This is a genomic window from Pseudoalteromonas sp. M8, assembly GCF_018141365.1.
Lineage (GTDB): Bacteria > Pseudomonadota > Gammaproteobacteria > Enterobacterales > Alteromonadaceae > Pseudoalteromonas.
On sequence record NZ_CP047240.1, the window covers coordinates 3,472,890 to 3,499,523 of the forward strand.

A 26,634-nucleotide genomic window follows, 5' to 3' on the forward strand; every position below is an offset into this window, starting at 1 on the left:
ATGATTATATTGTGCCAACTTTATTTGTATTAGGAATTAAGCTATGCCAAAGGCAAGTGAAATAAAAAAACATGCCGCGATCGAGTATAACGGCCGCGTAATGATTGTTCGTGACATTGAGCGCTCAGTACCACAAGGTCGCGCTGGTGGTAGCCTATACCGTATGCGTATGTACGATGTAGTAGATAACTCTAAAGTAGATGAAACTTTTAAAGCGGAAGAGATGCTGACACTTGCAGATCTTAACCGCCGCCCTGCAATGCTTTCATATGTAGATGGTGATGAATATGTGTTTATGGATGATGAAGATTACACGCCATACCACCTAAATAAAGAGTCTGTTGCTGAGCAATTGCTATTTATCGATGAATCAACTAAAGGTTTATCTATCGTCGTAGTTCAAGGCATGCCTGTTTCTATCGACTTGCCTTCCAGCGTAGAGCTTGTCATTGAAGATACCTCTCCTTCAATCAAGGGCGCATCTGCTAGCGCGAGAACAAAGCCAGCGACATTAACGACAGGCCTTGTTGTTCAAGTTCCTGAGCATATTTCAAGCGGTGACAAAATTAAGATCAACACTGCTGAATCTAAGTTCATGGGCCGTGCAGAATAACTCCATTGCACTTTTGATAGCGAGCCGTAGTGCTCGCTAGCGTCTAAAAATCCCTAAGTTTTCTTTGCAGCAGTAGTGCCATTCTATAATTTTGGCCTTACTCTTAAAAATCGCGCGAAACGCGGTTTACCAAACTTAGTATATCCTTGATATCGATAGGTAATTTGGCTACCAATCGGTGGTGGTGATGCGCGCTCTTCGTCGCTAAACCCCGACCCAACTTTAAACTCCATACCTTGTTCATCTCTCACCAATAGCGATCCCATCATCCCTTGGTACTTTCCCTTACCGGGTAAATGCTTAATCACGATGGCTTCGTCATCAAGGTACGGCTTGTATTTTAATACGTTGGTTGTTCTTCCATCTTCGTGCTTTGCATTTTTAGCATGCAAAATAACCCCTTCACCGCCTCGCTTTAAGACACCATGATAATAGTCGTTTAGCTCATCAACGGAGCCAAATGATAGCTGCTTGACGGGTTTAATGTGTGATAACTCAATATGGCTTAGTAGGCTTAAGTAACGCTCATGACGCTGAGAGAATATTTCTGTAGAATTTGGCGCATCAAATACATAATAAGTCACTTGACGCCAGTGTTCATTGTTAGGCGAATGGCGTCTTGCTATCGCGCTCACAAAAGCGAAGTTATTGTACCCAGCCCACAACTCACCGTCTAACCATGTATCAGGTAGCCCTTGCGTAAACCAGTCTGGCGCCTTAATTAAGTGACCGCCACGCGTACGCAGTTGCGAGCCATCCCAAATGGCCCTAACACCATCAAATTTTTCACTAACAAGATAATTAGAAATATCTTCGTCGCCTTGATATACCGAAGCGAGCTGGATTTTTGTGTGGGTTTCATTTCCATAAAGGAGATTGGAAAAACCTAATAATAGACAGAACAAGAATGGTACATATCGCATAGCATAATCCTTTGCAGTGGATAGTTAAGACCAGTGCCCTGTACTAATACCGATTGGCATACTCTTGAGCCGTTTAGAGTCACTGATATCAAAAGTTAACAAATTTCATGCTTAAAGATTGCATAAGAATCGACGTTTGTAAAATCGAATAGCTTTGACTAACAGTCCCTGTTTATACCAATTGCTATTACCTTTCAGGGCAAAGCCAGTCAAAAACCGCTTCGAGATCGATAAATGAATGATCAGCAAGACTTAAATCTTGTTTATTAGAGTGTATATTTGGTACGACAACCGCAGTTAACCCAGCTTCCTTGGCGGAGGTTAGTCCTGTGCAGGTGTCTTCTATTGCCACCGCTTCGTGTGGCGCAATGTTTAGCGCAGCGAGCGCCTTGCGATAAGGTTCTGGATGAGGCTTCGGCTGTTCGACATCGTCTTTACACACAATGACAGAAAATAACTCTAATAACCGATAGTGTTGTAAAACAGGAAGCGCTTCCGCTTTGCTACTTCCTGTCACGAGTGCGATTGGACAACGCATTGAGGTTAATTCAACGACTTGCTTTGCAAAATGCATCAATCTAGGGAGAACTTCCGCAGCGGTTGCGACAAAGACGACATTTTTTTCATCACATAAATCGCGGGCAGAAGGCGCAAGTTGGTGTCTTTCTTTGAGTATATGCGCGGCTTTAAGCGTTGGTACACCCGAAAACTCATCACAAAAGTCATGCTCCGTATAAGTAATCTGATACGGGGCTAACACCTTCATCCAACTTTGGTAATGGAGTGCTTCTGAGTCAACTAATGTACCGTCAAAATCAAATAAAACTGCCTGAAAACGCATTTACACTCCTTAAATTGGTTGTATTAATTAACCATTGATCCCTGCTGGTGGCTCAGCTGTGGCTTCTTCACCGCTATCAACTTCAACTAATGTATAGCCTCGTGGCTGTCTAATCACTTTTAGAACTGGCTTATCGAAAGCTGACTTCAGTCTATCAGCGTCCGCTTGCAACTCTTCCATCGAACGACCAAAGGGTGCAGCCCCCGTTTCAGACCAATTCGTTACCTTACCATTTAAGTTATATTCCACTTCATGGATTTGATATAAAGCCGCTTCGTCTTTTGTTGCTTCACAATATATCACTCGATAATTCCAAAAACCTGACATATCCACTCCTAACATAAAAATTTCATTAAAAAGCCCGCTTAATGCGGGCTTTAGATACTCTATTATAATCACTGTAGCGTGAATTAGAAGAATTTCACCTTGAATTCAGCACCAATGAAGCGCGCTTCATTTAGCATACCGGTGTTGTTATTGAAATCTACACCACCGATAACCACTTGCTCGTCAAATAGATTACGAACAAAAGCAGATACTTCATATTCGTTATCGCCTTCAGACCACATATAACCAGCACGAAGACCTGTTTCAAACAACGCTTCGCCTTCAAATTCTACTGATTTGTATAAGAAGAAGTCTACTTCACTACGGTAAGACATATCACCATATACAAAGAACTCGCCATCTTCTAACTCTTTGGTGTAGCGAAGTGTTGCGTTTGCAATCCACTCAGGAGCGTGAGGTAGGCTGTTACCATCAAGTACTGCTAGGCCCTGACCGTTAACTGTGTTTGTGACGGTACATTGAGCACAAACCTGAACTGCAAGGTTTTTATCTTCAAGCTCAGTTTTGTTGTAGCTTAGGTTAAACGTTGCATTTAGCTCATCCGTTAACACCCACTCTGTATCAAGTTCGAAACCATAACCTGTTGTTTTATCAGCATTCACTAAGCGGTTGAAGTTTGAGCCGCCACCTACAGCCGTTAGCTGTTGGTCGTCCATCTGATAGTAGAATACCGTCGCGTTTACACGACCTTGGCCATCAAGTACGTCTGACTTAATACCAGCTTCAATCGAGTTGGTAGTTTCTGACTTAGCAACAGTTACTTCATCACCGAACAAAATACGGCCTTGAACACTTGGAGCACGGAAGCCGTTAGCAAGACGACCAAACAAGTTTACGTCATCAGTTAGCTTGTAAGTGGCACTTAAATCCCAGCTTACATGGCTATCGCTTGGGTTAGCGGTACCATCAAGTACATCAGGAGAGCCATTCCAAGGTGTTGGGTTTTTAGTACGTTTAGCGTAAAACTCTTTCTCATCGTCAGAATAACGCAAACCAGCTGTTACTTTTAAGTCATCAGATACGGTGTAATCAAAAGAGCCGAATACCGCCCATGCTGATGTATCTTGATCTTGGTAAGCGTAACCGTTTTGCACGCCATACTGGGCATACGCGGCATCATAGCCATTCGTATCGAAGCTATAGCTTTCAATCATGAGATCTTCTTCAAATAAGAAGAGACCTACCTGATAGTTATAGTCGCCTGAAAAGTTGCTTGATAAACGAAGTTCTTGCGTATACTGGTTGTGCTCAGGAATAACATCAGCTGTTTCAGAAGTGAAAATAATCAAACCAGGACCTGAAACGCCAGCATTATTTGGGCCGTAACCACCGTCAACGTCTGCACGAGAATAGATTTCAGCACTTTCCCAAGCAGTAATTGACGTTACAGTATGCTCAGGTAAATCCCACTCAAGCTTTAGACTCAAACCTTGAGTTTCAACCTGTTGCGTTGAGCGAGAGGCTGCATCGTGATATACCACATCGTTGTCATACAATGGGTTAATGTTGTTTGTGCCAGCTTCAATTAAATTTGCGCGAAATGCAATTGGACGACCATCTAAATCACGGTAGTGGTAGTTAAGTAGGCCGTTAAAATCATCGCCTTCATATAGGAATTGAACACGAACGGCTTGCTCGCTGTAACCACCTAGAGAATCTTCTTTTTCGAAGCCTGGCGCTTTTACATCGATATAGTCTTCTTGTTCCTGCCACAATGCAGAAATACGCGTTGATACACGGTCAGTTACTGAGCCGCCTACTGCGCCTTCAAAGTCTACCGCACCGCGGCTACCATAAGAAACAGCAGCATAGCCATCAAACTCTTGGCTTGGTCTAACTGTGTCAAATTTAACAAGACCTGCTGGCGTATTGCGACCAAATAGCGTGCCCTGAGGACCACGTAATACTTCAATACGTGCAATATCGAATACAGGGAAGCCTTTTAGAATAGGGTTTTCTTGAACCACTTCATCAACAACCAAAGATACAGGTTGAGAAGCATTTAGATCGAAGTCTGTGTTACCTAATCCACGTACGTAAAAACGTGGGAAAGTACGACCAAACGAAGATTCTACCGATAAACTTGGGATCTTCGCATTCATAAAGCGAATGTCCATACCCGCTGAGCTGTAAGCATTCAAGTTATCACCTTGGAGCGCTGAAACAGACACAGGTACTTCTTGTGCGTTTTCAACACGTTTACGTGCGGTGATTTGAATAACTTCTAGTTGATTTTTTTTGGCTTGCTCTTCTTCAGCAAGTGCAGAAAATGAAGTACCTGCCACAGCAGAGAACAACGTAGCATTAATAAGGGTAGCTAACGTAGATCTTTTCATTGCTTTCATGTTGGTTTTCGACCTTTTAGTGCACTCTTTGTTCAACGGTTTAAAATTTGGGCGCCGTTTCACTTAGGCGTGAACGTTCAATTTTTCGCGATTTGAATATAATAACGCGGACCTTACAGTCGAGAGTGCGATACAACTTTGTAAGGCTGAACGAGACGGCGGTAATTATAGCAGGTAATTTCTACTTTGCTTTATAAACCGAACTAAAAAATCAATTTTTTTGCAACTTTCAGCGACGTTAGCTGACAGTTTACAACATTTAGCAACAAAAAACACAAAAAAGCGGACAATTGTCCTTTAAACTTAATAGTATATAAGTTCAAAAAAACCACCTTTACCGATAACAGAACCATAACACAGCGGTCGAAACTGTGCCGGTTACCTAAACAATACAAATTTGCGCCCAAACAAACGTATTGGCCATATCGGAAACCATGATTGCAATGCCAATGATATGACACCGGTGTAATGATAAAGTTCAAACAAAATTAAAAAGAGGACATTAGACCGATTAAAGGGAAGTTTTAGCCTTTCTATGCCAATTATGAATAAAAAGCTTAAGGTAACTGCATTGATGTAAATTCGGCGCGTCCAGTCTGTTCATTGTATTCAATTATAGCTACAGCAGCAGTCGAGAAGATAGGCATCGTATCAGGACACAAACGATCGACTAAATAGCTGACAATCGGCATATGTGCAACCAAAATCCAAGTTTGATATACGGGATACATAGACATAAGCGTTTCTAGATAATCGATAGCTGTGTGTGCTGAACCACTCGGCACTATGTCTGAACAGGTTTCAATAAATTTGGGAGTTTGAGGTGCAAGTACTTGCTCCGCTGTTTGTTGTGCTCTGACGAAGGGGCTTACAAGCGCAGCATCTATCTCAAAGTACTGTTTCAACCACTGACCCATATCCTTGGCTTGCTTTAGCCCCTGCTCGGTTAAGTTTCTACTCGCATCATCAGCCTGCATAGGTTCAGCCTCACCATGACGCATTATTAAGATAGTCTTCATACTGTTCAGCACCTTCTATTTATATCATCCTACATATATTTACTTAAGCGTGATGAGATCCGCATTTAAACTATTGTCGCTAATGGTCTTTCCCTTTTGTACCACTCACAACAGAGGATCTTATGCTTGCTGACTTCTCAATATATGCAGCTGGATATTATTTTCTTCTAAACCGGTAGCTATCTCACTGGTTTGTTCGCTATATTAAAACAAATGAAGGATTAACATGAAATGAAATTCTAATTACCTTCAGTTATCTTTTAACTAATTTATCGGCAGCAGCATATTGAAACTGAGTAATAATGATAGTCGGCAGTACCAATTACTAACACTGGACAATGGTCTTAGAGTCTTGTTGATCAATGACGATTCAACCGCTAAGTGCGCCGTATCATTAACCGTTAATGTTGGTCACTTTGACGATCCTGAAGATCGCCAAGGGATGGCACACTTTTTAGAACATATGCTGTTTCTTGGTACTGTTGAACACCCTGACTCTGGTGGTTTTTCGCAATTTATTAGTCAATATGGTGGTCAAAGCAACGCATGGACAGGTACTGAGCATTCAAGCTATTACTTTGACTGTGACGCCGAACGATTAGATGAAGCATTAGCGCGTTTTAGCCAATTCTTTGTATCTCCTTTATTGAGTGATAGCGACACAGAAAAAGAACGAGAGGCGATTGACGCTGAGTTTAAAATGAAAGTCAAAGATGATGGCCGTCGCATCTATCAAGTTCATAAAGAAACCATCAATCCTAAACACCCATTCGCCAAGTTTTCTGTTGGTACGCGAGACACTCTCGCGGATCGTAATGGCAATATAGCCCGTGAATTACGCACATTTTTTAATAAGTATTATAAAGCTCAGTGGATGACACTAGTTGTTGCCGGACCACAACCGTTGACAGCCTTGGAATCCTACAGTTTACCGTTTGCGAAAATAATTGGCTCCAAAGAAGAAAAACCAGCGATACAAGTTCCAATGTATCGTGAATGCGACTTGCAATTGGAGTTAAAAATCAAACCCCGAAAGCATATGCAAAAACTCATTGTCAGTTTTGCTATGCCCAACCCTACAGATTTATACCGCCATAAGAGTGTGAGCTTTTTAGCCCATTTGTTAGGGTATGAAGGTAAAGGCTCGCTGTACTCTATCCTCAAGTCACAAGGTTGGATCAATGCACTATCGGCTGGTGGTGGGATCACGGGTAGTAATTTCAGAGACTTTAACATCAGTTTTGCACTTACCGATGAAGGGATTGAATACTATGAAGACATAGTGGAAATGCTGTTCGAGTACATAGCATTAATTAAGCAAAATACCGCCGCACTACCACGCCTTTACCAAGACAAAAGTACTTTACTGGATATCGCGTTCGATAACCAAGAAGTTGGCCGCATGTTAGACTGGGTAAATTCAATCAGCGTTAATATGCACCACTATGAGGAAGAAGATTTTCTCTATGGTGATTATCGCATGGATGGCTTTTCTCAAGAGCAACACGAAAAACTACTGATGCATTTGTGTCCTACCAATATGCGCCTTGTGCTTATCCACCCTAATGTAGAGGTAAATAAAAAGGCCAAGTGGTACAACACGCCATATAGTGTCTCGCCGATAGCTACAGACTGGATTGAGTCTCTTTATAATGTGCATATGCCTTTGCCACAAATGTCGCTGCCATTAATTAATCCATACCTTAGCGCGAAAAATCCACTTCATGATGTAGAGAGCGATCAAGATACGCCGATCCGCCTTGCTGATCAGCCTGGATTTGAATTTTGGTTTAAACAAGATCTGACTTTTAGAGTTACCAAGGGGCATTTTTATCTCGAAATAGACTCCGCCCCGTCCGTCACCTGTCATAAACATATGGCACTATCTCGCCTGTTTGCCGATCTCTTTATGGATGCTGTTGCAGAGCGTTTTTATAGCGCAGAATTGGCAGGCCTTAGTTATCATATTAATTCTCATCAAGGAGGCTTAACCCTGCACACTGCAGGACTTACAGGTAATCAAATTACCTTGGTTTTAGAGCTAGTCGAGGCGCTACTGAACCAACCTATCCATGCAGCTCGCTTTGCAGAATATAAAAAGCAACTTATCCGCCACTGGAAAAATCACAATAAGAATAAACCAGTGAGCGAACTATTTAGCAGACTTGGGGCTCACTTGATGCCATGGAATCCAAGTCCTGAAGATTTAGCCAGCGCACTTAAAAGTGCCAGCTTTAACGAATTTCAATTGTTCAGAAAGCAGTTTTTTTCAGCCATTCACGTCAAAGCTTTTATGCATGGTAATTGGCAACTAAAACATGCTGAAAAATTAAAAACATCAGTACACGGGCTGTTTTCAAGCAGCGAAATCTTGGAAGATCTGAAACGTCCCTTAAACGAGTTGACGCAACTAACGGAACAACATATCGAACGTGAAGGCAGTGATTATGCCTTCATTGAATATTTTCAATCACGTACCGATTCTGTTGAAGAAAAAGTCACCATGATGGCGGTTAATAATCTCATTAATCAAGATTATTTTGAGCAATTAAGAACGAAGGAACAACTTGGTTATTTGGTTGGCGCTGGATATGCACCATTCAATACGCGTGCGGGTATCGCTTTTTATATTCAATCCCCCAACTTTGATAGTAAACACCTACTTACAAGGCATACTAGATTTCTTAAACAATTTGCAAAGCAATTACATCAGTTAGATGAGAAAAGTTGGCAGCGCTCTAAAGAAAGCTTGTTGTTACATATTTCGGAGCAAGACAAAAACCTGAGGCTAAGAGCGCAGCGTTTGTGGATTTCAATTACCAATGACTTTCACCAGTTTGATATGCAACAAAGATTAATCCATGCTTTGGCCGATTTGGAACTAGAAGACATCCTTGCCTATATAGATAAGATGCTAGAGCCAAATGCTCCACGATTGATTTTAAAGTGCAATTAATGCTTTAGTGTAAGCAAGGAGCGCTTATCAAGTTTTCAGATACCTAATAAGACTTTCCTCACCTAGCGCATCCATATAAGTCTCAACTGAAGCTCAAAAAATGCGCAACCATATTCGTTAGCGCAATGAATTTCATCTGAAACTTTGTTTCGCTGTTGTGAAAAACCGCAATTAACCTGAATTTACCCTTAATCAACGTTTTCCTTTTGACTACTACAATGGCTTGATTTAGATTAGAGATTGCAGTTATGAATTACGCATAATATGAGCCTAAAAATAAAAACAATAACAATCAATGCACTACTTTTATCACTGACTCCGCATGTAACTTACGCCAGTGAAGCAAGTGTATTAACTGGTGCCCAGTTAGCCTGGCTTGTACCATGCGTGATTGCTCTGCTCAGCATTCCTTACTTAGTTTGGTCGAATCACCAACTCAAAAAGTCCACTCTTCAACTTAAGCACTCAGAACAACGATTTAAAAGTACGATTGAAGGCAGTGGCGATACACTATGGGACTGGAATATTCAATCAGGTGAGATTGTTCGGATCAACGACAAATACGGCATGAACTCTGCCAAGCCTGGCAGCATCATCCCCAACCAGCATAGGATCCATCCGCAAGACCTATTAATCGTTGAAAAGCTGATGAAACAGCATTTCGCAGAAAAGACACCTTTCTTTGAAGCAAGCTATCGTATTAAAGATGAACTAGGTCAGTATCATTGGGTGTTAGACCGAGGCAAAATTATCGAGAAAGATGCCAACCTCAACCCCTTAAGAATGACAGGTACGGTTCGCGATATTAGTCACTTCAAGAGTACCGAAGAAAGGTTAAATCTGTTTGCAAAATGTGTTGAATCACTTACTGACGCAATCGCAATTTACGACAAACATTATAATTTAGTCGACCTAAATCCAAGCTACTTGAAGCTATTTGGTGGTCAACGGGAACATTATCTGAATAAGCACTTTAACTTACCGGGTTATGATCAGAAGTTTGTCGCCCAAGTAAAAGCTCAGCTAAAGCAAACAGAGCATTGGCAAGAAGAACTCAAACTTCGTAATGCAGCAGACGTACTCTTGCCTATAGAAATTACGATTGACGAGATTAAAAATAATCACGGCCAGATCAGCAACTATGTGGTTGTTTACTCAGATTTAACCGAACGTAAGAAAGCAGAATCACAACTCCACAATTTATCAAATCGCGATCGTACGACAGGTCTCCCCAATCGCAACCTGTTCTTTACCAATCTACAAAAGCTATCGTTACAAGGGGCGCATCATGCCCTACTTGTCTTCGACTTAGATAACTTTAAAAAGATCAACGATTCGCTGGGCCACCAGTTAGGTGATACGCTACTAGCAAAACTGGCAATGCGGCTAAATAAACTTGCTCGCCAACAAGATACCTTTTACCGGCTGGGTGGTGATGAGTTTGCATTGGTAATTTCAGGCACCAATGATATTCACACTATTACACGTACTGCAAAACAGTTTCTAGCTGCGATTGCTACGCCTTTTAAAATTGCTAACCACGAGTTAGTGATCACCTCTTCTGTTGGGATTGTACTATGCCCTGAAGATGGTAAGTCTCCTGAAAGCCTGCTGAAAAATGCAGATACCGCTATGTATCATGCCAAGCAAAAGGGTAACCATTATTTATTCTTTAATGATTCAATGAATGAGCAAGCGGTTAAACGTCTGCAGATAGAAAACTTAATGCGTTATGGCCTCAAAGAGGATCACTTTGTTGTCTACTATCAGCCAAAAATGAACATTAAAACCGGCGAACTGGTTGGTATGGAAGCGTTAGTACGTTTCATTACCCCAAAAAAGGGGGTGATAAGTCCTGGTGTATTTATCCCCATCGCAGAAGAAACTGGACAGATCATCGAAATTGGAGAGGTCGTTTTAGACAAAGCATGCCGTGATGTGAAGCGCTGGATTGATAAAGGATTGTTTAATGGCAGAGTTGCGGTGAATTTATCAGCAAAACAGTTTAGCTTGCCGGATTTGACCACTCGTATCGACATTATCTTGCAAAAAAATCAACTTCCTTCTTATTTTCTTGAGTTAGAAATCACAGAAGGAACGGTGATGGACGATCCAAAAGAAGCAATTTCGATAATGCGCTCCCTCAGTGCTAGAGGAATACACTTAGCCATGGATGACTTTGGTACTGGTTATTCATCACTGGCTTATCTCAAGCAATTTCCACTGAATACACTCAAGGTCGATAAGGCATTTATCGATGACATGGGTAACGAGCGCGGCAGAAACATGGTGGACTCTATTGTCACTATCGCGCACAACTTAGACCTTCATGTTGTCGCAGAAGGTGTTGAAAATGAAGAGCAACTCAATATTTTAGAACAGTTAAACTGCCAAACAGTTCAGGGCTATTACTATTCAAAACCGCTTTCAAGCAATGAATTTGAGCAATTTTTAAAGCAACACACCCCGAGTGAAAAACCAAACCTACAGCTCGTACAATAGCCTTATTTCATTTGACCTAACTACGTTTATGCTTTCCAACTAACTAAATTTGCGCATCGACGCATCCACGCTCTGCGATAGTGCACTCGAAAAAGAACCAGCGCCGCGGGACCTGCCACTAAAGCCAAACTTAACCAGCGTTTTCTCGGCATTCCAGTCCACAGAGTTTGAAGATACATTGCCATCGCACATAAAGCTGAAATAATTCCAAAAGCCACTGATACACCTCGGTTTTTTAATTCAAAAAGAAAACTAAAACATTCTTTATTGGGAAAGAAACATCACATTTCGATACTATTTACTAATGCGGGCGATGAGTCTACACAACGTTCAATATTTAATCAATGAAGAAATTATTGTTGCATATTTTTGTATTATTTAATTTAATAGCGGACTGTTTAGAGGTATAGCATTGCACAAGGGGTGTTATGCCGTAACTTTCCTAATTTGGGAAATAGAGACAAGTGGGAAATTTTTTACGGTCAAATGCCAATGATTTCCTAGCTTAGTCCACTTAGGTTATGAGTGTATTTTTAGCGTACTGTGTTGAGCAGACTTTGTCCTTAACTGGAAATTAAAAGTTAGCTTTTCTAATATTGTAGACGACTGAAATTTTAGTGCTTTTACACACTGTACTTATTTTAATCGTCAACTGTGAGTTAAACCGATATAAAACGGTCAGTTATTCAATAATTGTCTGCGTTATAACGCCATAGTATAGACTTTCTGATAGTTTTTACTGATAGACGATTACAGTATTATCACAAGAGCTGCTAAACTTACTCTCATGTAGTATTAACTGTTACTTCAAGGACACGGGCTATGGATCAGAAAAGCGTACATGAATATTTGCAGGCCAAGCCTGCAACCTTTATCACTAAGCCTTTTGCGCAAGACGTAGATGTGTACAAAGTTCAACATAAAATGTTTGCAACTCTGACTGAGGGGAAAGAGGGGCAAGTAAATGAAAATGGTGAACCTGTTTGGTGGTTAAATGTAAAATGCGACCCTGACGAAGCATTATTGCTTAGAGATAAGTATTCGTCTGTTGTGCCTGGTTATCACATGAATAAGCGTCTTTGGAATACAGTCATCTTAGATGGCACTATTCCAGAAGACGAAATAAAGAAAATGATCGATGATTCTTATCAAATCGTCGTGGATAACCTACCGACCGCACAACGTGAAGAACTTGCTAGCAAAGTCACGCAACGTTAATTAAAACGGCATTTAGGTAAACCTAAATGCCGTTTTACCTTTCTATATATATCCTCGCACTTAATCTCTATATTTAATGTCGATCAACTTGTCTTCAAATCACTCTGATAGTATACAAAAAGAATAACCAAGCAATGTTAGAGTGACGACATGACGAAAAGGATAGCAGTATTGACAAGTGGCGGTGATGCGCCGGGGATGAACTCAGCGATTAGAGCTATCACGTTAAGTGCCCTGAGGTCTGGATTTCAGTGCTTTGGCTTTTTTCATGGTTACAATGGTCTAATTAATCAAGAGTACACCGAGCTAAGTGCGGTTTCCGTCACCGATATCACCCAACTTGGTGGCACAATTCTAAAAAGTGCCCGCTGCCCTGCGATGCTAGAACCCTCAGGCGTGCTGCAAGCAGCAAATGCCCTGAGAAAGCTCCATATTGACGTACTTATTGTGATTGGTGGTGACGGCTCGTTTAGGGGAATGCAGGCGCTGGCAGCTCACTGGCAAGGTCAGCTAATTGGTATTCCCGGTACTATAGATAACGACCTTTCAGGGTGTGACAACACCATTGGCTTTTCCACAGCCATCAATACTGCCACCTCCGCAATAGATAAAATCCGTGATACCGCAAATGCCTTTGAGCGAGTTTTTATCACCGAGGTGATGGGTCGTCATAACGGGCATATTGCTTACCATGTAGGTATTGCGACAGGTGCTGAGGCTATCATTTCATTTGAAAATTGCACGGTAGAGAATACCTCTCAGGTCTTAGCTCATCTCAAAAATGCCATAGAGCAACAACATCAACACGGTAGCTTTTTGATAATACTGGCCGAAAATTTATGGCCAGGCGGCGCTCAAGCGCTTAAGACAGAGTTAAATAGCAATGACGATATCAATTGTGCACTTTGCGTGTTAGGCCATATTCAACGAGGTGGGGCACCATCTGTTGAAGATAGAATGCTCGCCACGGAATTAGGAGTAACGGCCGTGGAAGTGATTAATGGTAGCATCAAACCAAACACTGATGTTGCGACGCCCGTTATGGTAGGAAAAATACATGGTGCAATTGTAATTACTGAAGTAGAGAAAGTGCTGAATATGGATAAACCAGTATCACAGGAATGGGTACAACGTTATCGGCATTACCTCGCCGAGCAATAAAAGCAGTGAGAGTGAAGCACATATTGATTATTCACTCTCACTACACCTTGTGTAAGCGCTAGCCAAACACGCTAAAAGCAGATTCGTTAAGCCACAGGTGACATAAAATGCTCGCGATATAACCAAGCAAGATCACAGGTGCCCACTTTAAGTGCCCCATAAAAGTATAATAGCCTCTAGCTTGCCCCATAAGCGCAACACCTGCCGCAGAGCCAATAGAAAGTAAACTTCCCCCTACCCCAGCCGTAAGCGTGATCAACAACCAATGGCCATGTGACATTTCAGGTTGCATCGACAGCACGGCAAACATCACTGGAATGTTATCGATGACCGCAGAAATAATGCCTAAGAATACGTTGGCATAGGTTGCAGACCATTCACCGTATAATATCTCTGACATTAAACTTAAATAACCGAGAAACCCAAGACCACCAACACACATAACGATGCCGTAGAAGAATAATAAGGTATCCCACTCAGCGCGTGAAACTTTGCTAAACACATCGAATGGCACAACACTTCCTAACTTCTCGAGACGCTCTTGATCCCCTTCTCTCTCGGCCATCGCTCGCTTTCTTGCTAATGACCCAGGCAATGTCATTCTTAGGAAGTAACCAAAAAACTGTAGGTAGCCCAAGCCCATCATCATGCCAAGAACCGGTGGTAAATGCAGCAAGCTGTGTGAAAGCACAGCGGTTGCGACAGTCAGTAGGAACAAAGTTAAAATTCTCAAAGCGCCGCGTTTAAGCTCTACTCTTTCGTAAACTGCACTGGGCTTTCTATCCGCCACAAAATAACTCATTACGAGTGCTGGTACGATGTAATTGACCAGTGAAGGAACAAATAGCGCTAAAAATTCGCTGAAATGTACCATACCAGCTTGCCATACCATCAAAGTGGTAATGTCACCAAAGGGGCTGAATGCACCGCCTGCATTGGCTGCTATCACAATATTGATACAGCTTAAATTGATAAACTCTTTGTCACCTTCAGCCACCTTCATCACCACAGCACACATCAGTAAGGCTGTGGTTAGGTTATCTGCAATTGGAGAGATAAAAAAGGATAAAAACCCAGTGATCCAAAAGAGATTCTTATAGCTAAAACCCTTTTGGATCATCCACGCTCGTAGCGCATCAAAAAGGCGGCGTTCCTCTAGTGCGTTGATATAAGTCATCGCAACCAGCAAGAACAACATCAGCTCCGCAAATTCTAACAAATTGTGCCGAAATGCATGCTCGGTAACATCGGGTTGCCCCTGATTGACGTAATACGCCCCAATCATGAGCCAAATGACGCCTGCCGCCACGAGCACTGGCTTTGATTTTCGCATATGGAGTTTTTCTTCGAGCATTACAAGTGCGTATGCTAAAACGAAGACAACAATACAAACCAAGCCGAGTGTCGAGCTGGTAAGATCTAAAGTGCCTTGAGCCGCCAAGGCTGGTGATGGGATCACGGATATGACCCATGCGCAACAGAATAGCAGTAGTCCATTGATTTTCATTTTTTTGCCTATCGATGAGTGCAGAGGGATGGCATTTCAGCCAAACTCACTTTAGCATAGATAAAAAATAATCAGCATTGGACTGAAGTCTAAGGCAGACTGTTTACAATATTACAAACAGGCCCATACATCAGCAGTAGGTATTTATGCTTCAACTTTCGCAGCAACAACAAATTAAATTACAGCAAAAATTGAGCAACGAAGGCTTTGCACGGATTGAAAATATTCTAGACGATACAAACGCTCAACAACTACATGAGTGCCTCTGTAACCTAGACTACCAACTCGCACTTTTTCATAACGGGGCAGCAAAATCAGTCAAAGACAGTGATATTCTTGCCTTAACACCGCAAGAGCAGCAAGCCTTGCTCGAAGATATACATAGCTATGCATCACGTGGCGTTGGTTTTATGTATGGCCGCCACTCCATAGAATCGACGAGCCCTGACGCGCTGAAAAAGCTCTACAATAACCTCAATAGTAGCGCTGTACAGTCCTGCTTTTCCGCGATATCTGGACAGAACATTATCCGTACCTCTGCCCAAGCAACACGATTTATTGGTGGTCAGTATTTAACGCGACATAATGACATTGTTGAAGCTGAGGGCCGGGTTTATGCCTATGTACTTAGCCTAAGCAAAAGTTGGCACCCTGACTGGGGCGGGCTACTGCAGTTTTTTGAACGTGATGGCACACCCACTAAAAGTTATGCACCTAAGTTCAATTCACTGGTGGTTTTTGATGTAAGTAAAATTCATTCTGTGACTTACGTCGCGCCATTTACAAAAGCGCCGCGACTTTCTGTGACTGGGTGGTTTAGAACAATAGACACGTAAGCTCAACACGTACCTATTGTTCTAGATGTCTATGTTATTAATATTTTTCGCTTATCTTTTCAATGGTTAAGATCAGCGCAAGGCCTGCAATGGCAAGCGCAATACATGCCAACGTATTCGGGTCTTGACCATACAGCGTACTGTATTGTGCTGGCAAAATATTGGCCTGACTCAATGGCTTTTCTATACCACTGGAATTCACGTAAGTCGTAAGCACTTGTTTCCAAGGCCACAATAAATTAAGCGAGCCAAGTAAAAAGCCAGCTAGTAGCGAAAACGTTACTTGCTGATAGTGCGCCAATAGCCAGCTGAGTAGACGCGAAAACGACATTAACCCCACAATACAACCTAGTAAGAATAGACTCACTAAGCCAAATTCAAGCTGGTTCACCGCACTGAGTACATGGCCATACATACCCAATAACAGTAGAATAAAGCTCCCTGAGATCCCAGGTAAGATCATCGCGCAAATGGCAATAGCACCTGAGATAAAAAACATCCAATGAGATGCTTGTGCTTCAGCTGGTGAAAGGGAAGTAATAGCAAAGGCCACGACAGCACCAACTGCGCAGGCGATAATATTTTGGCCGTTCCAATGAGAGACCTGTTTTGCAACATAAATAAAAGAAGCGACGATAAGACCAAAGAAAAATGACCATACCAGTGTTTGGTGTGCTTCCAATAAATAAGTGATCACCTTCGCCAAAGACGCTGCACTGATGAGCAAACCAGAAAATACCGCCAGTAAAAAGCTACCATCAATGTACTGCCACGTTGCTTTTAGGCCGTCACGACGCAATGTGCTCAAAGCCTGTAAGTTCACACTTTTGATGGCATTTAAAAAACGTGCATAGATACCGGTAATAAAAGCGATAGTACCGCCAGAAACGCCAGGGACAACATCCGCAGCCCCCATTCCGGCCCCTTTTAAAAACATAAAGAGATAGTCTCGCTTGCTATCTTTATACTGCACAAATTTCTCCTTTCATTTCCACTGCCGAGCAGTTTAACTTAAAACGCTAAAAAATAGCGACAGCTAAAGCTTTCACTTAACTGGTCGATAACCAATTATGATATTTTACGCGCTTGTACCATGATCATCAGAACGCTTTTATTACTTGTTACCGCTTTACCCGCGACGACTTTTGCAGCAGAACATATTGACGCAGCACCACTTGGTTCTCTTTATCAGCAAGACGCTAATCGCTTCTACGAGCCATCGCAACTGATGAAACTGGAAAGCGAAAACGAAAGCTTTTATGTATTTCATCAAGAATATATGGCAGCTGCTCGTGAAGGCATCGTGATCTTATTACCAGACATGCAAACTCCACCGCTCAATAACAGCGGCATAAGCTTTCTTGCAAAGCGCTTAAGCGATGATGGCTACGACACCTATACCCTTACTCCGCCGGACCTTTCTTATGCACCGAGTCTGCTAGAGCAAGACATCGCGCTCCCCGATGCTGAAAAACCGGCTCAGCAAACGCTTGCACCCATTTCAGAATCTAATCTCGACGAATATAAAATGGCCCTGATCAGCCGCTTTGAGGTGCTTTACAACACCCTGTCCATGACTCAAACAGAAAAGTTGGTGGTTGTCGCATTTGGTAATAGCGCAGGTTTATTCGGTGAGCACTTAGCTACCCTGCCCAATCTACGTATCGATGCCTTTGCCGTTGTTAGCCCACAACTGCCTAATGCAACGCGGCAAAAGCACTTAGCATCCAACCTTTCTCTGATAAGCCCTGCTTTACTGGATGTTTACTACAGTTTTGACAATCCTATTGTGGTCGACAATACGCCGGACAGAGCGCGCTGGGCGAGAAAAAACAGTAAATTTGATTATCGCCAACGGGAGCTTTTTGGAGAAAAAACCGATCCGCTCCAACATCAAAGGCTCAGAAAGGAGTTACTCGGCTTTTTACGCGTCTTATAGTGTTTCAAGTTAGCTCTTTTTTAAATATTCATAGGCAGACTGAATATCTTGGCTTTTACGCTTTGCAACTTCCATCATATGCTTAGGTAATCCCTGAGACACCAATTTGTCAGGGTGATGCTGCGACATCAGTTTGCGGTAAGCTTTTTTGATATCACGCTCATTTGCCTCTTCACTCAATCCCAGTACAGCCAAAGCTTTAGCACGGCTTAAGCCATTATCTTGTGATGCTGGTTGACGGCCGCCATGTTGCTGGTATTGATGTTGCGATCTCCCCGACGCCTGTGAGCGGCGAAACTCAAATTCTGCTTGGTAGCGTTTTAGCAGGAATAAAAAGTGTGTTTCTGCAAAGCCTAAATACTTGCTCACCTGTTTAAGTAAGGCCTTCTCCGCATCAGACACATGACCATCACAAAATGCCATTTGAATTTGAATCTCTAAAAACAGCTGCCTCAAGTCATAGCGTCTGGCAAAAGCTTCTTTAAAATCGGTAACCGCTTCTTTTATCGAAAAGTCACTGCTTTTTCCCGCAGTAAACGCATGTTGTGCTTCTTTTCGCTCTTCACCCTGCAAGCCCATTTCGCTCATAAATGCAGACGCAGCTTGAATGTGGATTTCGCTGACTCGACCATTAGACTTCGCAATATGTCCCATCACAGAAAAACAGCTGGAAAAGAACAAGGCTTGGCGCTCATGCAGATCTTCACCTTTCATGAAACCTTGAAAGCCACCGACTTTATCAAAATCCTGACGCAAACTTTTATCAAATAAATGGCCGAGATAAAACCCTAAAATAGCGCCTAACCAACGACCAAATAAAAAGCCGAAAATTGTGCCTAATAATTTACCCCACATCGCTATACCCTAACTTTTCGTTGATCATTTTTAGTCGCTCTGGCGTGCCGATGTCGTCCCATGCGCCCAAATACAGTTCAGTAGAAACTTTATGCTGCTCAAGCCCACTGCGCAGCAACGGCCCTAGTTTTATAAAGCCAGTCCCAAGCTCGGTAAAAAAACTTTGGTGATATTTGCCAATACCAGACAAGGTATACTTTTGCTGATTGAGCGGTTGATGGGCAAGGCAAAAATCACCTTCAGGATTATGTTCGGGATTTTCTACCAACACAATGTGCGCCTCGCAATGGCCCTCTGCTGTGCTGCCGAGCTGTAACTGCATTAGGCTGCTGACATCATAGTCCGTAAAAATATCGCCATTGAGTACAATAAAGCTGTCATCCTGTTCACATAACATCGGCAGTGCTTGAATGATTCCACCTGCGGTTTCTAATCCACCCTCAGGTTCATCACTGTACTCAATATTGACACCGAAGTGACTACCATTGCCGAAATAGTCTTTTATCACCTGACCTTGCCATGCAAGATTTATCACGATATCGCAGATCCCAGCCGCTTTTAAACGCTCGATATGATGCTCAAGTAGTGGTTTTCCTGCGACGTTAAGCATAGGTTTTGGTTGGTTCGCGGTCAGTGGCATCATGCGTTTACCACGACCGGCAGATAAAATTATCGCTTTCATTGTTGCTTCTATTTTGTGCCTAATTTGGCCTGCGCTTGAGGCATTATGTCATTCTCTAGCCAGCTTGCAAGCCACTGAAATTCTTTATACTTATTCGCTACTTCAACGAGGTAGCGTAACGTTGGCAAAATATTTTCTAAGTACCCGCCTTTGCCGTCTCGCTGCAATAGGCGAGTAAAAATCCCGGCAGCTTTAAGGTGCCTTTGCATCCCCGTTAAGTCAAAGTAATGTTGATAGGTGCTAAAATCCATGCCGCCTAATAAATTTGCCGCTTTTAAACAATCAAAACTATGTTGCTGAAGCTCGGTAAACTCATGTACATCAAGACGAGTATAACAATCCCGCAACAGAGAAACCGCATCATAAGTGACAGGTCCTTGTACCGCATCCTGATAATCAATGAGATACCACTGAGACTGATGACATATCAGGTTGCGGCTATGAAAATCTCGATGCATCGTGGCCTGCGGCTGACGAGTCATCGCATCAACGAGTTTCAACTTCACATTATGCCATTGCACTTGTTGATATTCGGTGGGTGTTAAACCAAGCCATTTTGTTACAAGCCACTCGTAAAAGATATTAAGTTCCATATCAACGAACTCAGCATCATAGGGCTTCATCCATTCACTCTTTGGTGTTTTGGCTATTTCTGGAATAAGCGCTATCAACGCACGATAATCCTCTAGCCGAGAAGGCAATGCTAACCTATCGGCCAAATGCTCAGAGCCTAAATCTTGTAACAGTAACAGCCCTTGTTCTTCATTACTCGCAAGAATTTCTGGCACATTAAGGTCTTGCTCTGCAAACACCGTATTTAAACCAATAAAAGGGGCATTATCGAGTTTATCGACCGGTGTCTCCATTAAGATCCACGACATCGTTTGTTGTTTGACGCGATAATAACGCCGGAAACTGGCATCCGAGGTGATAGCCTCACACGTAAAATCGTCGCTATGTATTGCTTGCTGTATAAACTCGACGCGCTGGTTTTGACTATTCATGGATTAACTATTACACCTTCTACTTGTAAATATTTAAATGCTACTGTATTTCCGACAGTTTTCATTTATCATGATGAGCTTATTATTAAATGCTCAGCTAATAGGTTATTAAATGCGCAAAATTTGGGGCTTGGCTGTATTATCCGCGATTCATTCTACAGCTTTTGCTAATACGAACATTGTCGCCGCACAATGTAAAGACTATATGCAGCCAGAAAACTGGAAGCCGTTAGCCTCGCTGCCCAAACATGCCATTGATATCGTTGCCGATGACTTAGAACTACAAGGTACTGATAGTGCTGAGTTTTCGGGTAATGTGGTGATTAACACTGAAACCATGAGCTTAGAAGCTAGACGTGCGCTAATCGATAAAAAAGAAGGCCTGCTCAGCGCTTCTGGACCGCTACTCTATCGTGACCAATTTACCAAAGTTCACAGCAATGGGCTATTCGCGGATTTAAATGCTAACACCGTGAGCTTGCTTGGTGCTGAATATGAATTAACAGACCAGCTGGGGCGCGGTGGTGCAGAAAAGTTGCATGCCTCTGGCAGCAAAATTTCACTCGACAACTCTAGCTTCACCACGTGTCCTGCTGATGACCCATTTTGGAGTATCGAGGCAAGCAGTATTGTACTTTCTCGAGAAGACGGTTGGGGTGAAACCTATAATACGGTGTTCAAAATTATGGACACGCCAATTATCTATTTACCCTACTTTACGTTTCCAATCGATGATAGACGAAAATCTGGCCTGCTGACACCGACAATTTCCAGCTCAAATAAGTTTGGCTTGGAGCTGATCACCCCTTATTATCTCAATCTAGCTCCTAACTACGACGCGACCCTAACACCAAGGTACATGGCTAATAAAGGATTTCAGCTTATTACCGAGTTCAGATATTTAACTGAACAACATCAAGGTAAAATTGGCGTCGAATACCTCAGTAAGGATGATTCCGAGCCACAGCTAGACGATCGCTATTTAGTGCATTGGCAACAAAAAAGCTATTTAAGTGATAAATGGCGTGCGTTTGTTGATGTTACAAATGTGAGTGACGATAACTATCTCACTGACTTAACATCCGAATACGCCAATGAAACTGACACTCAGTTATATCGCACCGGCAGTCTAAGTTACCTTGGTGAAGACTGGTTAGTCGACTTAAAGTTGCAAGATTTTGAAGTGTTGGGTGACCACAGAGAATCCTACACTGCACTACCGCAAATTAGCTTCCGTACACGGGACAGCTATGAACTTGTTGGCCTTGATTGGGACTTTGAGGGTGAGTTTGCCTATTTTCAAAATGATGCTTTGCCAATCTCAGAGGCGTCGCGATTACACCTAGAGCCTCGCGTGTCTTTTTCACGCAGCGACTACGCTTGGTCATTTACCTCCGAGGCACGCCTACTTCACACGCGTTATGAACAAAATATAGATATGCCTGATACAGAGTATGAGGAGTCTGTCACGCGTACATTGCCTAGTTTAAGGGTACACGGACAACTGAATTTTGAACGCAGTACCGAGTTCTTTTTTGAACAAGGTACGCAAACGCTTGAGCCACAAATTCAGTACCTTTACACACCTCACAGAGAACAAAGCCAAATTGGCTGGTACGATACCGCTAAGTTACAAGATGACTTTATTGGTCTGTTTAGAGCACGCCGTTACTCTGGTTATGACCGGATTGCAGAAGCCAATCAATTCACCGTGGGTGCAACCACGCGTGTATTCGATAACAGTAATGTCGAACGCTTTAACTTCAGTGCAGGTCAGATCATTTATCTTGAGTCATCTGTAAAGCCTTCTGAACAGCTATTTACTGATGATACCAACTATAATGCACTATTTGCCGCTGAATCCATGTTACATTGGCATAAGCGCTGGTACCTCTCAGGTGGGGTGCAATATGATGTGGATAGCAAAGAGTTAGTGCAGTCTCACTTTACTTTGGACTATAAAGGTGACGATAAGCAGTTAGTGCAATTGAACCATCGTTATGTTAATGATGTCTCAGACTATGAAATTGACCAAGTCGGTCTCTTTACAAGTTTACCAATTGACGATAACTGGCAATTTGTAGCAAGCTATCACCGAGATATGACGGCAAATAGAAGTGTTGAATCCTTTGTTGGTGTTCAATACCAGTCTTGTTGTTGGGCTATTCAGGTGACTGCGAATCGTCAAATTGAAACAAACTTAAACCAAACACTTACAAATGATGAAGCAGTGTTTGATTCTGGCTTCAGCCTGAAATTTGTCCTTACAGGGCTTGGAAGCCAAAGCAGTGGTGATGCGAGTAAACTCCTTCGACAGGGTATTTTTGGTTACCGTAGACCGTATTTTTTGAATAAATAGAATTTAGAAAGCCGTATGAATTTAAAAAAGTTGTTATTAGTGGCCTCCTTAAGTGCAGGCCTGTTTACTCAAGCACATGCTGAGCGTGTAAAGCTAGATACAGTTGTTGCCACAGTAAATGATGGTGTAATTTTACAAAGCGAAGTCGATCAAATAATAAATCGTGTAAAAGAACAGGCTGAGCAGCAAGGTACCGAACTTCCTAGCGATAGAACATTACGCTTACAAGCCATCGATAAACTCATTGAGCAATCTTTAATGTTGCAACTGGGTGACCGTATGGGTATGCAAATTTCAGATGCTCAATTGGATCAGACCATTGCGAATATTGCCCAAGACCAAGGTGGTACTATCGCTGATTTACGTCGCTCAGTTGAAGCTAGCGGCGAAAGCTTCCCGGCATACCGAGAAGAGATCCGTAAAGAAATAACCACAAGCCAAGTGCGCCGTGCCAGTGTTGACCGCCGTATTTATATTAGCCCTCAAGAGGTGACTAACCTGCAAAAAATATTGAGTGAGCAAACGGGTAACTCGGAAGAGTATGATATCGGCCATATCTTGATTAAGATCCCAAATAAAGCGACTCCAGAAGAAATTGAAGACGCTCGTGAGCGCGCTGATAACGTGATTAAGTTTTTGAACGAAGGTAAAGAGTTCAAGCGCATCGCAATTGCTTCTTCTAGCGGCTCAAAAGCGCTCGATGGTGGTCAATTAGGCTGGATGGGAATTAACGAAATGCCAACCTTATTCGCTGAGGCCATAAAAGGTGCGAAAAAAGACGACATCGTTGGTCCACTGCGCTCAGGTGCAGGTTTCCACATTCTAAAAGTACAAGATATTCGTGGTCGTGAAGTCGTTGAAACTGTTGAGGTGCGTTCACGTCATATCTTAATCAAGCCGTCTATTATCCTAAGTGAAGAAAAAGCACGCTCAATGCTAACTGGCTTTGTAAAAGACTTGCGCGCAGGTACCGCTGACTTTGCAGCGCTGGCTAAAGAATATTCTGAAGATCCAGGCTCTGCACTTAAAGGTGGTGAGTACGATTGGACAGATCCAACTACATACGTACCTGCGTTTAGAGACACTCTGTTGTCGCTAGAAAAAGATCAGATCAGTGAACCATTTAGAAGTACATTTGGCTGGCATATTGTACAACTGCTAGATAAACGCGTAGCCGATAAAACAGAACAAGCCAAGTTAAATCGCGCACACCGTCTGTTGTTTAACCGTAAATTTAAAGAAGAAAGCTTTAAATGGATTAAAGAAATGCGTGACCAAGCGCATATTGAAATTATCGAAGCGGAATAACGGCTATGACACTCAGAATCGCAATTACACCGGGTGAGCCTGCAGGTATTGGCCCAGATCTTGTTATCAAACTGGCTCAGCACGCATGGCCTGCTCAGTTGGTTGCGGTGGCTGATAAAAGTATTCTAGAAAAACGCGCCAAAGAACTCGGTGAGCAAATCAAGTTGCTGCCATTTGACAGCGAAGCTGCGCCTGAAGCGGCACCTGCTGGTGCCATTTACTACCTTCAAGTAGACAAAGGTGCTGAAGTGGTCGCTGGTCAATTAGATGAAGCCAATGGCCATTATGTGCTCGAAACCTTGCGCATTGCCTCTGAAAAGAATATGGATGGGACATTTGCAGCGGTAGTCACGGGCCCAGTTCATAAAGGCATTATTAACCAAGCTGGGATCTCGTTTAGCGGCCATACTGAGTACTTTGCACAACAGTCTGATACCGCTGATGTCGTAATGCTACTCGCAACCGAAGGGCTGCGTGTAGCGCTAGTAACTACGCATATCCCACTGGCGTACGTATCAAAGGCAATTACGCCTGAGCGTCTCAGCAAAGTCATTCATATTTTACATCACGACCTACAAACCAAGTTTGGTATTGAACAACCCAGGGTATTAGTTTGTGGATTAAATCCGCATGCTGGAGAAAGTGGTCATCTTGGTCGTGAAGAAATAGAAACCATTGAGCCAACACTGGAAATGCTGAATAAACAAGGCATGAACTTGGTTGGACCGCTGCCAGCTGACACCCTTTTCCAAGCTAAATATTTAGATAATGCTGATGCTGTGCTCGCAATGTATCACGATCAGGGCTTACCTGTGTTAAAATATAAAGGTTTTGGAAACTCAGTAAACATCACCCTAGGATTACCCTTTGTTCGCACATCGGTTGATCACGGTACAGCGCTTGATTTAGCCGGCTCTGGTGATGTTGAAGTGGGTAGTTTTGAATTAGCGATCCGCGAAGCAATTAAGCTCGCAACCAAAAAAGCACAGAATGCATGACAGATAAAGTACATCTCGGACACAGAGCGCGTAAACGCTTTGGTCAAAACTTCTTAAATGACAACAATATTATCGACAAGATAGTAACTGCTATCGACCCAAAACCTGAAGACAATCTGGTTGAAATCGGTCCTGGTTTAGGTGCTATCACTGAACCTGTTTGTGATTTAAGTGGCCACCTAACCGTTGTAGAACTCGATAAAGATCTTGCCGAGCGCTTGATCCATCACCCATTCTTGGGACCTAAATTAACGGTTCACCAAGGCGACGCGATGAAGTTTGACTTCTCTTCTTTAATCAAAGAAGGGGAAAAACTGAAGATCTTTGGTAACTTACCTTACAACGTATCAACCCCTTTGCTATTTCACTTATTTGAGTTTGCAGATCAGGTCGAGCATATGCACTTTATGCTGCAAAAAGAAGTGGTTAACCGTATGGTTGCAGGCCCTGGCAGCAAGGCCTTTGGTCGCTTAAGCGTAATGACGCAGTACTATTGTCACGCTATTCCTGTGATCGAAGTGCCACCACATTGCTTTAAACCAGCACCTAAAGTTGACTCGGCCGTTGTTCGATTGATCCCAAAAGATCCGTCGCAACGTACAGCTAAGAGCACTAAGCTTTTGAACACTGTTTGTTTAGAAGCGTTCAACCAACGTCGTAAGACACTAAGAAATAGCTTATCGAACCTGTTAACCGAAGAGCAGCTGCGAAACTTAGGTATCGACCCTACACTTCGCGCTGAAAACCTGTCGCTTAACCAGTTTATTGAAATTGCAAATTGGATATATGACAACTCAAACTAATATTGGCTCACCTATCAAAGTATCGGTGGAGACCTTTTACGTTGAAGCGCAATCACAGCCTGAAAAGGATAAATATGTGTTTGCCTATACAATTACCATCAAAAACCATAGCTTATGTAATGCCAAGCTACATAGCCGCTATTGGCTCATTACCGACGCTAATGGCAAAGAGACTGAAGTCGAAGGTGAAGGTGTCGTTGGTGAGCAGCCCACTATTCGTCCTGGCGAGAGCTATCAGTACACCAGCGGCGCGGTGCTCGATACTCCCGTTGGTACAATGGAAGGGTTTTATTTAATGCGTAATGAGTTTGGCACTGAGTTTAAAGCGCCAATCAATGTATTTAGACTTTCCTGTCCAAATATTTTGCATTAATACCATTTTTATTTTGCGGAAGCGGGCTTACCCCGCGTTCCTCA

22 protein-coding genes are annotated in these 26,634 nt (G+C 42.7%); 12 read left to right on the forward strand and 10 right to left on the reverse strand.

What is annotated here, in order from left to right:
* The first annotated feature begins 43 nt into the window (after nucleotides 1-43).
* Nucleotides 44-613, forward strand: coding sequence for an elongation factor P-like protein YeiP (gene yeiP, locus GSF13_RS20455; RefSeq protein ID WP_211866937.1), 570 nt, complete (start codon nucleotides 44-46; stop codon nucleotides 611-613).
* Between the two features lie 83 nt (nucleotides 614-696).
* Here the strand turns inward: yeiP and GSF13_RS20460 are convergent, their stop codons facing one another.
* The 5 genes from GSF13_RS20460 to sixA all read right to left on the reverse strand — a co-directional run bounded on the left by GSF13_RS20460 (nucleotide 697) and on the right by sixA (nucleotide 6,089).
* Entirely contained in the window at nucleotides 697-1,536 is an 840-nt protein-coding gene (locus tag GSF13_RS20460; protein ID WP_010606025.1) for a DNA ligase, read from the reverse strand.
* 187 nt (nucleotides 1,537-1,723) lie between these two features.
* Complete coding sequence (locus GSF13_RS20465) at nucleotides 1,724-2,377, reverse strand: HAD family phosphatase (RefSeq protein ID WP_010606024.1); 654 nt, start codon at nucleotides 2,375-2,377, stop codon at nucleotides 1,724-1,726.
* A gap of 27 nt (nucleotides 2,378-2,404) precedes the next feature.
* Entirely contained in the window at nucleotides 2,405-2,704 is a 300-nt protein-coding gene (locus GSF13_RS20470) for a hypothetical protein (RefSeq protein WP_010606023.1), read from the reverse strand.
* An 83-nt stretch (nucleotides 2,705-2,787) separates the two neighbouring features.
* On the reverse strand, nucleotides 2,788-5,070 hold the full coding sequence (locus GSF13_RS20475) for a TonB-dependent receptor (protein WP_174169792.1): 2,283 nt from the start codon (nucleotides 5,068-5,070) through the stop codon (nucleotides 2,788-2,790).
* 557 nt (nucleotides 5,071-5,627) lie between these two features.
* Nucleotides 5,628-6,089: a phosphohistidine phosphatase SixA gene (sixA, locus tag GSF13_RS20480; RefSeq protein WP_010606021.1), complete on the reverse strand. Its 462-nt coding sequence runs from the start codon at nucleotides 6,087-6,089 to the stop codon at nucleotides 5,628-5,630.
* A 286-nt stretch (nucleotides 6,090-6,375) separates the two neighbouring features.
* Here sixA and GSF13_RS20485 point away from each other — a divergent pair, with 286 nt between their 5' ends.
* From GSF13_RS20485 to GSF13_RS20500, 4 genes are all read left to right on the forward strand, one after another.
* Nucleotides 6,376-9,045: an insulinase family protein gene (locus GSF13_RS20485; RefSeq protein WP_211866939.1), complete on the forward strand. Its 2,670-nt coding sequence runs from the start codon at nucleotides 6,376-6,378 to the stop codon at nucleotides 9,043-9,045.
* Nucleotides 9,046-9,309: 264 nt separating this feature from the next.
* Nucleotides 9,310-11,547, forward strand: coding sequence for a bifunctional diguanylate cyclase/phosphodiesterase (locus GSF13_RS20490; RefSeq protein ID WP_010606019.1), 2,238 nt, complete (start codon nucleotides 9,310-9,312; stop codon nucleotides 11,545-11,547).
* 822 nt (nucleotides 11,548-12,369) lie between these two features.
* Nucleotides 12,370-12,765: an MmcQ/YjbR family DNA-binding protein gene (locus GSF13_RS20495; protein ID WP_010606018.1), complete on the forward strand. Its 396-nt coding sequence runs from the start codon at nucleotides 12,370-12,372 to the stop codon at nucleotides 12,763-12,765.
* A gap of 150 nt (nucleotides 12,766-12,915) precedes the next feature.
* Complete coding sequence (locus tag GSF13_RS20500; protein ID WP_211866941.1) at nucleotides 12,916-13,926, forward strand: ATP-dependent 6-phosphofructokinase; 1,011 nt, start codon at nucleotides 12,916-12,918, stop codon at nucleotides 13,924-13,926.
* A gap of 58 nt (nucleotides 13,927-13,984) precedes the next feature.
* Here the strand turns inward: GSF13_RS20500 and nhaD are convergent, their stop codons facing one another.
* Entirely contained in the window at nucleotides 13,985-15,433 is a 1,449-nt protein-coding gene (gene nhaD, locus GSF13_RS20505; protein ID WP_029215836.1) for a sodium:proton antiporter NhaD, read from the reverse strand.
* 146 nt (nucleotides 15,434-15,579) lie between these two features.
* Here nhaD and GSF13_RS20510 point away from each other — a divergent pair, with 146 nt between their 5' ends.
* Nucleotides 15,580-16,269 carry a 2OG-Fe(II) oxygenase family protein gene (locus tag GSF13_RS20510; RefSeq protein ID WP_211866942.1) on the forward strand — a complete coding sequence of 230 codons (690 nt, stop codon included), beginning with the start codon at nucleotides 15,580-15,582 and terminating at the stop codon, nucleotides 16,267-16,269.
* 37 nt (nucleotides 16,270-16,306) lie between these two features.
* Here GSF13_RS20510 and GSF13_RS20515 read toward each other — a convergent pair whose 3' ends face one another.
* Nucleotides 16,307-17,242, reverse strand: a complete 936-nt coding sequence (locus GSF13_RS20515) for a DUF368 domain-containing protein (protein ID WP_010606014.1) — start codon at nucleotides 17,240-17,242, stop codon at nucleotides 16,307-16,309.
* A 120-nt stretch (nucleotides 17,243-17,362) separates the two neighbouring features.
* On the opposite strand from GSF13_RS20515, the gene GSF13_RS20520 reads away from it, so the two are divergent.
* Nucleotides 17,363-18,208: a DUF3530 family protein gene (locus GSF13_RS20520; RefSeq protein ID WP_010606013.1), complete on the forward strand. Its 846-nt coding sequence runs from the start codon at nucleotides 17,363-17,365 to the stop codon at nucleotides 18,206-18,208.
* Nucleotides 18,209-18,217: 9 nt separating this feature from the next.
* Here the strand turns inward: GSF13_RS20520 and djlA are convergent, their stop codons facing one another.
* From djlA to GSF13_RS20535, 3 genes are read right to left on the reverse strand one after another with little or no spacing between them, the layout of a single operon-like run.
* Nucleotides 18,218-19,063 (reverse strand): co-chaperone DjlA, encoded by an 846-nt coding sequence (gene djlA / locus GSF13_RS20525; protein WP_010606012.1) that lies wholly within the window; start codon nucleotides 19,061-19,063, stop codon nucleotides 18,218-18,220.
* Complete coding sequence (gene murU, locus GSF13_RS20530; protein ID WP_211866945.1) at nucleotides 19,053-19,745, reverse strand: N-acetylmuramate alpha-1-phosphate uridylyltransferase MurU; 693 nt, start codon at nucleotides 19,743-19,745, stop codon at nucleotides 19,053-19,055. Before murU ends, djlA begins: the two co-directional genes overlap by 11 nt.
* Before the next feature lie 8 nt (nucleotides 19,746-19,753).
* Entirely contained in the window at nucleotides 19,754-20,749 is a 996-nt protein-coding gene (locus GSF13_RS20535; RefSeq protein ID WP_010606010.1) for a phosphotransferase, read from the reverse strand.
* A gap of 112 nt (nucleotides 20,750-20,861) precedes the next feature.
* Here GSF13_RS20535 and lptD point away from each other — a divergent pair, with 112 nt between their 5' ends.
* From lptD to apaG, 5 genes are read left to right on the forward strand one after another with little or no spacing between them, the layout of a single operon-like run.
* Complete coding sequence (gene lptD / locus GSF13_RS20540; RefSeq protein ID WP_174169783.1) at nucleotides 20,862-23,108, forward strand: LPS assembly protein LptD; 2,247 nt, start codon at nucleotides 20,862-20,864, stop codon at nucleotides 23,106-23,108.
* A gap of 15 nt (nucleotides 23,109-23,123) precedes the next feature.
* Nucleotides 23,124-24,416: a peptidylprolyl isomerase SurA gene (gene surA, locus GSF13_RS20545; RefSeq protein WP_010606008.1), complete on the forward strand. Its 1,293-nt coding sequence runs from the start codon at nucleotides 23,124-23,126 to the stop codon at nucleotides 24,414-24,416.
* Between the two features lie 5 nt (nucleotides 24,417-24,421).
* Nucleotides 24,422-25,414, forward strand: coding sequence for a 4-hydroxythreonine-4-phosphate dehydrogenase PdxA (gene pdxA / locus GSF13_RS20550; protein ID WP_174169782.1), 993 nt, complete (start codon nucleotides 24,422-24,424; stop codon nucleotides 25,412-25,414).
* A complete protein-coding gene (rsmA, locus tag GSF13_RS20555) occupies nucleotides 25,411-26,217 on the forward strand; it encodes a 16S rRNA (adenine(1518)-N(6)/adenine(1519)-N(6))-dimethyltransferase RsmA (protein WP_010606006.1) in 807 nt (268 codons plus the stop codon). The genes pdxA and rsmA overlap by 4 nt, the downstream gene beginning before the upstream one ends.
* Nucleotides 26,201-26,590 carry a Co2+/Mg2+ efflux protein ApaG gene (apaG, locus tag GSF13_RS20560; protein ID WP_010606005.1) on the forward strand — a complete coding sequence of 130 codons (390 nt, stop codon included), beginning with the start codon at nucleotides 26,201-26,203 and terminating at the stop codon, nucleotides 26,588-26,590. Before rsmA ends, apaG begins: the two co-directional genes overlap by 17 nt.
* The last annotated feature ends 44 nt before the right edge of the window (nucleotides 26,591-26,634 follow it).